Source organism: Oleiphilus sp. HI0123 (genome assembly GCF_001635315.1).
In genome coordinates this window covers 1-7515 of record NZ_LWGE01001404.1, presented here as the reverse complement: position 1 = coordinate 7515, position 7515 = coordinate 1, and the positions used below count along the sequence as shown (strand labels likewise).

9 protein-coding genes are annotated in these 7515 nt (G+C 44.2%); 6 read left to right on the top strand and 3 right to left on the bottom strand.

Annotated features, from left to right (window positions below):
• The 6 genes from A3761_RS17965 to A3761_RS17940 form a co-directional block, all read left to right on the top strand.
• Window positions 1–1069: bifunctional 2-polyprenyl-6-hydroxyphenol methylase/3-demethylubiquinol 3-O-methyltransferase UbiG (locus tag A3761_RS17965; protein ID WP_156491931.1), on the top strand; the 1069-nt coding region annotated here is incomplete at its 5' end.
• 597 nt (window positions 1070–1666) lie between these two features.
• The gene (locus tag A3761_RS17960; RefSeq protein ID WP_068507647.1) at window positions 1667–1948 is read left to right on the top strand and encodes a hypothetical protein; all 282 of its coding nucleotides are present in this window, start codon (window positions 1667–1669) and stop codon (window positions 1946–1948) included.
• Window positions 1949–2026: 78 nt separating this feature from the next.
• On the top strand, window positions 2027–2467 hold the full coding sequence (locus tag A3761_RS17955; RefSeq protein ID WP_068506810.1) for an NfeD family protein: 441 nt from the start codon (window positions 2027–2029) through the stop codon (window positions 2465–2467).
• 24 nt (window positions 2468–2491) lie between these two features.
• On the top strand, window positions 2492–3373 hold the full coding sequence (locus tag A3761_RS17950; protein WP_068507645.1) for an SPFH domain-containing protein: 882 nt from the start codon (window positions 2492–2494) through the stop codon (window positions 3371–3373).
• Window positions 3374–3404: 31 nt separating this feature from the next.
• The gene (locus A3761_RS17945) at window positions 3405–3737 is read left to right on the top strand and encodes a YnfA family protein (protein WP_068507643.1); all 333 of its coding nucleotides are present in this window, start codon (window positions 3405–3407) and stop codon (window positions 3735–3737) included.
• A 152-nt stretch (window positions 3738–3889) separates the two neighbouring features.
• Entirely contained in the window at window positions 3890–5344 is a 1455-nt protein-coding gene (locus A3761_RS17940) for a triacylglycerol lipase (RefSeq protein ID WP_068507642.1), read from the top strand.
• A 123-nt stretch (window positions 5345–5467) separates the two neighbouring features.
• Here the strand turns inward: A3761_RS17940 and A3761_RS17935 are convergent, their stop codons facing one another.
• From A3761_RS17935 to A3761_RS28860, 3 genes are all read right to left on the bottom strand, one after another.
• Window positions 5468–6064, bottom strand: a complete 597-nt coding sequence (locus tag A3761_RS17935) for a nitrous oxide reductase accessory protein NosL (RefSeq protein WP_068507640.1) — start codon at window positions 6062–6064, stop codon at window positions 5468–5470.
• 4 nt (window positions 6065–6068) lie between these two features.
• A complete protein-coding gene (locus A3761_RS17930; RefSeq protein WP_068507638.1) occupies window positions 6069–6893 on the bottom strand; it encodes an ABC transporter permease in 825 nt (274 codons plus the stop codon).
• Between the two features lie 2 nt (window positions 6894–6895).
• The coding region (locus tag A3761_RS28860) for an ATP-binding cassette domain-containing protein (RefSeq protein WP_068750625.1) at window positions 6896–7515 on the bottom strand (620 nt) is incomplete at its 5' end.

Below are 7515 nucleotides of genomic sequence, written 5' to 3'. Positions count from 1 at the left end.
AGTAGAAGTGGTCTATTTGGATATGTCTCAAGCATCAATGGACATCGCCAAGGAACGAGCTAAAGTCAGGAAATTAAAAAATATTACCTGGATTCATGATTCCTTGTTAAATCTGAACAAACAAGAATACGGTGAGTTTGATTTTATTTCCTGTACTGGCGTTTTGCATCACTTGAAAAACCCAGATGAAGGTTTAAAAGCGCTTACTAAGGTACTTCATCCTGATGGTGCGATGTATCTTATGGTTTACGCAACAATTGGACGAACAGGAATCTATCAGATGCAGGAATTAATGCGTCAGATAAATACCGACACGCCCAACATTCAAGACTGTATTGATAACACAAAAAAAACTCTAAACGGGCTACCACAAGGCAATTGGTTTTCCTCAAATAAAGTTTCTTGTAAGAAAGATTTAAGTACAGATATTGGCATATACGATCTACTAATACACTCTCAAGACCGGGCCTATACCGTAAACGAAATGTACGACTATGTTGAAAATGCAGGATTGAAGTTAAATAAACTATATAATCCTGACCACCCTCTTGGTGACATGATTTTTTATCCCGAAACCTATATTCGTGACCCAGAGCTGTTGAACACAATCAAACAACTTCCGCTTAGAAAACAGCAATCTATCTGCGAGTTGTTGTTTGGTCAAATCATGAAACAATGCTGTTTTGTTTCGTTTAAGGAAACTTCTACTCCTAGCATAAAGAATACAGATCTGGTTCCTGCCATCAGCACCATTTACGGCCAAAATGAACGTAAGCAAAATTTGCTTAAGGCGTTTTCTGCACCAGGAAATCAAATACAACTGAACCAAATGTTTACCTTAAAAAGAAACCCACACAGCAAAGCATTGTTTGAACATATAGATGGAAAACGAAGCTTAAAAGAGGTTGTCGAGCAAACCATCAAGACAACGAAAAGCCATGCAACGTTTGAAACCGTCTTTGCAGAACTATGTTCCTTTGTTGAGGTCCTAATAAAACTAGATATGATGTATTTGAGAGAAAAGAGCGCAAGTAGTGCAGCTAATATAAACAATATGATGGGAGTGTGATCAGAAAATGTGTTCGGTTTCTTTAAATGTAAGCGTCCAATCGAGCACAACTAACTGCAAGGTCTAGGCTAGCACTAAGATTTAAAAGGAACTAGCGTATGACTAAACCGAGCGCTAAATATAGCTGGCCAGAGTCGTTGGCTTTTTAGCAAGTGAGTGGCTAAACGATAGCAGACTTCTGTTCCGTGCATAAAATTAGTCCCTTGATGATGGGCTGCAGGGATTCCAAAGTAACAGCTAATCCGACTCTAAACGCAAAACACTGGGTGTTGAGCAATGATTGTTTCGAGTTAAAAGAGGTAGCTCAAAACAGAGCTATTTCTCTCATTCTAATGTCCCACCGATGGTCACTGTGTCTGGGCGTAGGCTTTGATTGACTCTGATCCGTACCAGGTAATTCCGGGCTCTCTCCAAACTTCTCAGTCGATTTACATTTCTTATCACTGTATTTACCGATATCCCGCTTCAAAGCACTGTGTAGTGTTGAGCCTTGGAGTGATAGACTATGGGGTAGATGTCTATAGCGTGGTGGTGGCTACGGATTGGATCTCTTTCTAAGCTAAAATAGAAGAACTAAATATTAAGACCGGAATACTGATGAAGAATAAAGCTCAAAAACAACTCTCGTTTGAACCTCAATACCATCGAAAGTTGGCACAAGGAAAGTACACGCCTATATCAAAGAGGCTAATTAAGGGTAGCAACTCAATTTCGAGTGAAGACGTTGCTGAAGAGCGAGATTGCATACTTGCTGAAGGTTTCACGGTTTGTGAAAGCAGAGCAGAACTGTCTGCGGCGAAAATTGATAATTCAGATAAAGGTGATGTGGCAGCCGTTATAGCCAATACCAACCCCTTATTCAAGTTACATAATAAGTAAGCGCTTGCTGAAAAAAAATTAAACGAGAGCTTTGCCTCGTAGTAGTTGTCGCAGTCGAATGAGAAATAGGAATTATTGATGGATTTATTGTATTGGCATTGGATTGTTTTTGGGATTTTTCTTGTTCTTTTAGAGCTCGTTATCCCTTCATTCACCGCGCTTTGGTTTGGTATTGGCGGGGTATTGGTTGGCATGTTACTTCTTGTCGAGCCGGATCTAAGTACTACCTTTCAGATAAGCGCCTGGGCTATTTTATCTGCCTTACTCACCAGCATGTGGTTCAAAATACTCAAACCCTCGCGGGATAAGGTAGTTTTACCAGCGCTTGATGAAATTCAGGGTGAACTAGGCGTGACGCTGACGCCTCCTTCCGGGGAAAGGCCGGGGCGCGTTCGCTTTTCTACTCCCATTAAGGGCTATGATGAGTGGGACTTTGAGTCTGATGATCAACTAGATGTAGGAGATGCGGTTAAAGTAACCGGTGTCACTGAACATCGACTAGTGATGAAAAAACAATAAATTATCTTTTAGGAGCAAGGGATTATGGAAGCAGGATTATACATAGCAATAGCGATATTTATTTTATTACTGGTGACGGTTGCACAAGGTGTAAGGCTCGTACCTCAGGGCTATCAGTGGGTTGTACAGCGCTTTGGAAAGTACCAAAAAACACTGAAGCCTGGATTGAATATTATCGTTCCTTATTTTGACCAGGTGGCCTATAAGCTTACAACTAAGCAAATCGTATTGGATATTCCTAGCCAAGAGGTTATTACAAAAGACAATGCTATTATTATTGCCAGTGCCGTAGGTTATATCTCCATTACTGACCCGCAGAAAGCAGTGTACGGTGTTGATAACTACACGATAGGGATACAAACCAAAGTCCAAACAACGCTTCGTTCAATTATCGGTGAAATGAATCTGGATGCGGCATTGAGCTCTCGAGAGCAAATAAAAACCAGCCTCACTAGCACGATTGCGAATGAAATTGCGGAATGGGGTATAGCGCTTCGTTCAGTTGAAATTCAGGACATTAACCCTTCTAAGACGATGCAAGAAGCAATGGAAGAGCAAGCCTCTGCAGAGCGGGCAAGGCGTGCAACGGTGACCAGAGCTGAAGGTTCTAAAGAAGCCCAGATATTAGAAGCCACGGGCCAGAAGCAAGCGCAAATACTGGAAGCACAGGGCCGAAAAGAAGCAGCAGAACAAGATGCTAAAGCTGAATTGCTATTGGCAGAAGCGAGGCAGCAGTCAATCTCAATGGTCTCTGCCCCTTTGACCGATAAAGACATGGCAGTGACCTACCTTCTTGGTGAGAAGTATGTTTCAGCGATAGAAAGCCTGGCGACATCTGAGAACAGCAAGTCGGTAATCTTACCTGCCGATTTACCAAAAGCTATCGCGGGTATGATAGGGAAGTAATACACTAGGGTAGCAAGATAAAGCCTAATTTATGTTTGAGCTAAAAACCATCGCGCTATTCATCGTTACTGCGCTTGCAGAAATTGTTGGTTGCTACCTTCCTTATTTGTACTTAAAGCAGGATAAAAGCCCTTTGTTGCTTATTCCTGCTGCTCTAAGTCTAGGCTTGTTTGCGTGGTTGTTGTCTTTGCACCCTGCTGCTGCGGGCCGCGTTTATGCTGCTTATGGCGGTGTTTATATCCTGGTAGCAATATGTTGGCTATGGGTTGTCGAAGGTATTAAACCCACGTGCTGGGATATTACCGGCGTAGGCGTTGCGCTATTGGGCATGGCAATTATCATGTTCAGCCCTCGTGAGCTATAGCCTGATAGGTAGCTGATGCTTTAAGTGTCATCCACCATGAACTGGCCAGTCTTGCATCGTCCGATAAGCCAGAAGGGGTATCGGTCTTGGCGCGAGTTTTTATTTTTCCATTCCCGAAGAATGGTTTTTCCCACCTAAACGAGTGAATACGCATGGATAAGCTAACGAGTGATAACAAATTAATGGCTTCGGTAGACCTAAAAAACTGGGCGAACCTAAGTCGCTCTGTGTTAAATGGCATCGTTGGTGATTATCTGGAAAAAGAGCACAACCCATTAGCCATCGATATGGCTTTTTACCAGCAAAACATACCTCTATTGCTAGATGACACGCTTGCTCAACAGGTGCTTCAAGGTTCCGGGAGCGTCAAAGCAGAAAAAGCCTTATCTAACAAAATTATCGTCCTCATCCACGGGCTGACCAATCTAGAAACAATATGGGACTTAAAACCAGACTCACTCGGTGGGGAAAGTGAAGGGGAGAGCTCGAGTAATGGTCGTTCAAGTGATGATGACGAAGCGCTAAGTGAAAAAGATAACTATGGTCGACGCTTACAAGAAGAGTTTGGCTTTACGCCTTTTTACTTACGTTACAACACAGGCTTATCGATTAAAGATAATGGGCAAAAATTAACTCGGCTACTTTCAGAGCTCATTGAGGCATACCCCATACCTGTAGAAGAGATCGTGCTAATGGGCTTTAGTATGGGAGGCTTGTTAATACGAAGTGCCCAGAAACTCGCGCAAGATGCCGAAGCAGATTGGCTAAGTTTGTTGTCAAACTGTTATTACATTGGCACGCCTCATGAAGGCTCGCCCTTGGAGAAGTTTGGTCACCTAACCAGTTCTATTGTTCGCTATATCCCGCGTGATTACATTAGTCACTGGGCAGACTGGATAGACGTTCGAAGCCAGGGTATACAAGATCTGAAGGACGGCTTACTCCATCTGAATAAAGAAAAACGTGGCGCGGATAGTGATGACCCCTACGAGCAGAGTGTGCGCTGTGGAAGTTTTACCGCGCATGCTCAGCATCACTTCATTAGCGGCTCGCTATCGGCGAACAAGAATAGTCTACTCAACAAGTATTTTGGCGATAGCCTGGTGAGACATACAAGTGCTAACCCCATATCTGCACCAGAAGACAGTAAGCAGGCCCATTTCAATGGTATTCCACATGTACCTCTGGCTCACTCAGAAAAGGTTTACCAGCAAATAAACCAGTGGTTCCGTGAGCATCCAGATCATATTGACTTGAAGTTCTACGAGGTGAGGGAAGCGACTAAGAAGCAGCAAATGGTGCAGAGAGTCGCGCAAGGCTTGTCGAATCAAGAAATCATATCAGGTAGCTTGGATTTGTTAGCGCTTGCCTATGATCATACGGTAGACGCCGTTGAGAAGGTTCACGGCGCGATAGCAGATGAACCATACAGCGTACTTAGGAAAGTCCCTTTGATTAAAGATGTAACCTTGCCGATAGAAGATAGCCATAAAGATATACTCAATACCATATACTTCTCGCTCAAGGCTGGAGGGAAGCTTGCACACAAAGGGGCGAAAGTTTTAGGTGGCAAGCACAGTAAGGAAAACGAATCTGAGGATAAGTGAGCCCTAATCAACTTACCTCGGTAGAGTCAGACTGCTTTAGCAGCGAATTTGATGTCCGATTGACTTGCTTATATAAAATGTCATCACTTGAGTGTTTAGCACCACGCTCTTCATGAAAGTGGCCTATTGCATATGCCCATGTTTGAGCTTGTCGGTCTGATGCATTGAGTGAGCATGCATAGCTTGATTTAGCACTTCGAGCGAAATATCAGAAAATGCCAGAACTTTGCCACCCTGTGATTTGGCAAACGCTTCTGCACTGTTCTTGTTTTTAAATGAAGCCAGGGCCGGTCCCATTGCTCCGGGGAGCTTATGACCAATTACATACCAGGCTTGTTTGGCATCGATTAGCTCGGCTTCGCGAGTATTACCCCAAGGACTGCTCGTCATATCATGGACAAATGCTTTAGCTGTGTTATGGATATTTTCAGGTTGAAGCATATAGGCGAACAAGTCATTCACTGAGCAAAACTTACGTACCGACGATTTATTCTTCTCAAACATCTCACCTTTAGGGCCGGCAAACTGGTTGATAAGCATTCCACACAGGTGGCATTCGTCCTGGTCTTCAATATGTACGGCGCTGATTTCTGGCTTAGCTTTAGGATCGTTTTCACTACACGAAACAATCCCGAAAATTAATACGCCTTGAATCAGCAAAACCAGCACCGGAACTAAAGGCGACTGTTTAGCGTTTTGGTGGGGGGGCTTATGATTCATCACCTTATACCTCTCGTTTCTTCAATAAGTAGGCGGCGAATGCAAGTGGTGCTGCGATCCATAAAACCAGGGAAGATAGCAGTCCTGCCATGCTCATCTCTGTGCCTTCAGCCAGTTGTAGCACGCCACCATATTCTGCGGCATTAACCACCTGATAATTAACCAGGCGGAAGATATACGTTGGGTTCAAGAGTAAAACTTGACTGAGCAAGTCACTTTGAATATCGCCTTTACTGGCGACTAAAATAGCGAGTAAAGCCAAGTCGAATACCAGTACAAAGAAAAACCAGGTGACCAAAGCCAGGCCCGCGGCACGCGATTTCTCTTCTACGCTAAGACTAATAACATAGGCGATGGCAATAAAAACCCAGCCAAGTAGTGTCGCCGATAGAATAAACCAGAAAAATGCATTGAGAACTTCTAGGGTTTCCACCTCGCTGCTGAAGATAATGGCTGCTGCAGCAGTACTAAAACCAAGCAGGGAGGAGATCGCGATGATACTTCCTTGGCCCAGAAATTTGCCAATCAACATATCGCGTCGACTGAGGGGGTAGGTGAGCAGGAGTAGCATGGTGCCTTGTTCATATTCTCCTACGAAGGCGTTGTAGGCGATCATCAATGCGATCAAGGGAATCAGGATAACGGCCAGACTTGCCAGACTAATTAAGGTTGAGTTGAGCGAGGCAAAGCCGATACTACCTGAGGCAGCCGCGCCAAAATACGTAAGCCCTAAAGATAGAATGGCGAAGATTACCGTGATCGCCAAAGTCCAGCGATTGCGGAAGCCATCTTTAAATTCTTTTGAGGCGACAGTTAGTATTTTATCCATATTTATTGCTCTCCCTTGCGAATAAAGTGGCTGTATATTTCCTGCAAGGAAGGTTGCTTGATCTCCAGGTCGCTGATGCTTGTATTTCCCGAGAGTGTTCTAAGGGCGGACATTTTATCTTTCGTCGGCACAAGCAGAGATTGCTGGCCAGCCGCACAGGCGACCGCATTTTGATACTGCATGAGTTCGCTGGGAATTTCATTCGCTGCTAAGCCATGCGCTTTGATCTCGATAGGCAGCTCGCTTTGCTGGCGAAGCGTTTCAAGATTACCCAAGGCTAATTGCTTCCCGCCACCTAGTATCATAGCTCTGTCGATATGCGCTTCAACACCAGGGAGAACATGAGAACAAAGAATCACTGCGCAACCATCGCTTCGTAGTTCGTCTACCGTACGATAAAAATAATCGGTTGCGATAGGGTCTAAGCCAACGGTGGGCTCATCCAGTAATAATAGTTTAGGTTTGCCTAGCAGTGCTTGCGCCAAACCAAGGCGCTGCCTCATACCTTTAGAGTAGGTTTTGACTGCTCGATTTGCTGCAGCTTGAAGGCCAACACTCTCAAGTAACCGTTCAGCCTCGTTCTTTTTAAAGCCTTTAAGTTTGGCGAAGTAAGTGAGTATAT

Coding starts and splice junctions, on each gene's coding strand:
- A3761_RS17945 (WP_068507643.1), top strand. CDS start 3,405: ATGTTTGAGCTAAAAACCATCGCGCTATTCATCGTTACTGCGCTTGCA.
- A3761_RS17950 (WP_068507645.1), top strand. CDS start 2,492: ATGGAAGCAGGATTATACATAGCAATAGCGATATTTATTTTATTACTG.
- A3761_RS17960 (WP_068507647.1), top strand. CDS start 1,667: ATGAAGAATAAAGCTCAAAAACAACTCTCGTTTGAACCTCAATACCAT.
- A3761_RS17930 (WP_068507638.1), bottom strand. CDS start 6,893: ATGGATAAAATACTAACTGTCGCCTCAAAAGAATTTAAAGATGGCTTC.
- A3761_RS17940 (WP_068507642.1), top strand. CDS start 3,890: ATGGATAAGCTAACGAGTGATAACAAATTAATGGCTTCGGTAGACCTA.
- A3761_RS17935 (WP_068507640.1), bottom strand. CDS start 6,064: ATGAATCATAAGCCCCCCCACCAAAACGCTAAACAGTCGCCTTTAGTT.
- A3761_RS17955 (WP_068506810.1), top strand. CDS start 2,027: ATGGATTTATTGTATTGGCATTGGATTGTTTTTGGGATTTTTCTTGTT.